3 protein-coding genes are annotated in these 1,955 nt (G+C 52.1%); all 3 read right to left on the bottom strand.

Features of this window, described 5'->3' with window-relative positions; genetic code table 11:
• Nucleotides 1-78 (bottom strand): prepilin-type N-terminal cleavage/methylation domain-containing protein (locus tag FDW87_RS22465; protein WP_252363148.1); only part of this gene is annotated, 78 nt, incomplete at its 3' end.
• 183 nt (nucleotides 79-261) lie between these two features.
• Entirely contained in the window at nucleotides 262-1,056 is a 795-nt protein-coding gene (thyA, locus tag FDW87_RS12265) for a thymidylate synthase (RefSeq protein WP_003033990.1), read from the bottom strand.
• 6 nt (nucleotides 1,057-1,062) lie between these two features.
• The gene (lgt, locus tag FDW87_RS12260; protein ID WP_137379800.1) at nucleotides 1,063-1,938 is read right to left on the bottom strand and encodes a prolipoprotein diacylglyceryl transferase; all 876 of its coding nucleotides are present in this window, start codon (nucleotides 1,936-1,938) and stop codon (nucleotides 1,063-1,065) included.
• Nucleotides 1,939-1,955 lie beyond the last annotated feature (17 nt).

Genomic DNA, 1,955 nt, shown 5'->3' with positions numbered 1-1,955 from the left:
CCCCGAGGCGCCAAGCGCCGCGACGATCAGCATCGCAATCAGGGTTTCGATAAGCGTGTAGCCGTGTTGTTTTTTCATGCCGCCAGTATGGCGTGAGGAAAATGAATAACGAGCGGGAAATTCGGTTTCTACGGCGAGCTACGAGGAATATTTGTCGCGTTGCAGGTCGTTGCAATATTTCAGGAACCCACGCCGAAGAACGAGATTTGAGACAAAAAAAACCGACGCGCACGGGCGTCGGTTGTGACAGCATGAGGCCGGTTAGATAGCCACTGGCGCTTTAATACCAGGATGCGGATCGTAGCCTTCAATTTCGAAATCTTCGAAGCGATAGTCAAAGATAGATTCAGGCTTACGTTTGATGACCAGCTTCGGCAGCGCGCGCGGTTCGCGGCTAAGCTGCAGATGCGTTTGATCCATATGGTTGCTGTACAGGTGCGTGTCGCCGCCGGTCCAGACAAAATCCCCCACTTCCAGATCGCACTGCTGCGCCATCATGTGTACCAGCAAGGCGTAGCTGGCAATGTTAAACGGCAAACCGAGGAACACATCGCACGAACGCTGATAAAGCTGGCAGGAGAGCTTGCCATCCGCCACGTAAAACTGGAAGAACGCGTGGCACGGCGCCAGCGCCATTTTATCCAGCTCACCGACGTTCCATGCAGAAACGATAATTCGGCGAGAGTCCGGGTCATTTTTGAGCTGGTTTAACACCGTGGTGATCTGGTCAATATGGCGACCATCTGGCGTAGGCCACGCACGCCACTGTTTGCCATAAACCGGCCCCAGATTACCGTTTTCATCCGCCCATTCGTCCCAGATTGAGACGTTGTTTTCATGCAGGTAGGCAACGTTGGTGTCGCCCTGCAAAAACCACAGCAGTTCATGAATGATCGAGCGTAAATGGCAGCGTTTAGTCGTAACCAGCGGGAACCCTTCCTGCAGATTAAAACGCATCTGATGACCAAAAATGGAAAGCGTTCCGGTTCCGGTACGGTCGTTTTTCTGTGTGCCTTCATCCAGCACTTTTTGCATCAGTTCTAAATACTGTTTCATGGTTCCTCAGGAAACGTGTGGCTGTGGGCTGCGGCGGTACGCCCAAACCATCATAATAATGCCTGCGACAATCATCGGGATTGATAGGATCTGTCCCATGCTAATGTACTGTACCCAGGTGCCGGTAAACTGTGCATCCGGCTGGCGGAAGAATTCAACGATAATACGAAACGCGCCATAACCAATCAGGAACAGACCGGATACCGAGCCCATCGGGCGCGGTTTACGAATGTAAAGATTAAGAATGATAAACAGCACAACGCCTTCCAGCGCCATCTCATAAAGCTGTGAGGCGTGGCGCGGCAGCGAGCCGTAGGTATCAAAAATTGACTGCCATTGCGGGTTAGTTTGCAGCAGTAAAATATCTTCGGTACGGGAGCCCGGGAACAGCATGGTGTACTTGAAGTTCGGATCAACGCGTCCCCACAGCTCACCGTTGATAAAGTTGCCCAGACGCCCTGCGCCCAGACCAAACGGAATCAGCGGGGCAATGAAATCAGAAACCTGGAAGAACGAACGCTTGGTGCGTTTGGCGAAGATAATCATCACCAGGATCACACCAATCAGCCCACCGTGGAAGGACATCCCGCCGTCCCAAACGCGGAACAGATACAGCGGGTTATCGAGGAATAACGGGAAGTTATAGAACAGTACGTAACCAATACGCCCTCCAAGGAAAACCCCGAGGAAGCCCGCATACAGTAGATTTTCTACTTCATTTTTGGTCCAGCCACTGCCCGGACGATTAGCACGGCGCGTCGCCAGCCACATCGCAAAAATAAACCCCACCAAATACATTAAGCCGTACCAGTGAAGCGCGACGGGTCCGATTGAGAAAATGACCGGATCGAAATCCGGAAAATGCAGATAGCTACTGGTCATCTGTCACCACAAGTTCT

It is taken from the genome of Citrobacter sp. wls826 (assembly GCF_005281245.1).
Lineage (GTDB): Bacteria > Pseudomonadota > Gammaproteobacteria > Enterobacterales > Enterobacteriaceae > Citrobacter > Citrobacter braakii.
The sequence above is the reverse complement of the archived record's forward strand: the minus strand, read 5'-3'. Positions and strand labels throughout refer to the sequence as shown.

What these genes read in the sequence shown, in the direction of transcription:
- thyA (WP_003033990.1), bottom strand. Translation starts at nt 1,056, where the DNA reads ATGAAACAGTATTTAGAACTGATGCAAAAAGTGCTGGATGAAGGCACA.
- lgt (WP_137379800.1), bottom strand. Translation starts at nt 1,938, where the DNA reads ATGACCAGTAGCTATCTGCATTTTCCGGATTTCGATCCGGTCATTTTC.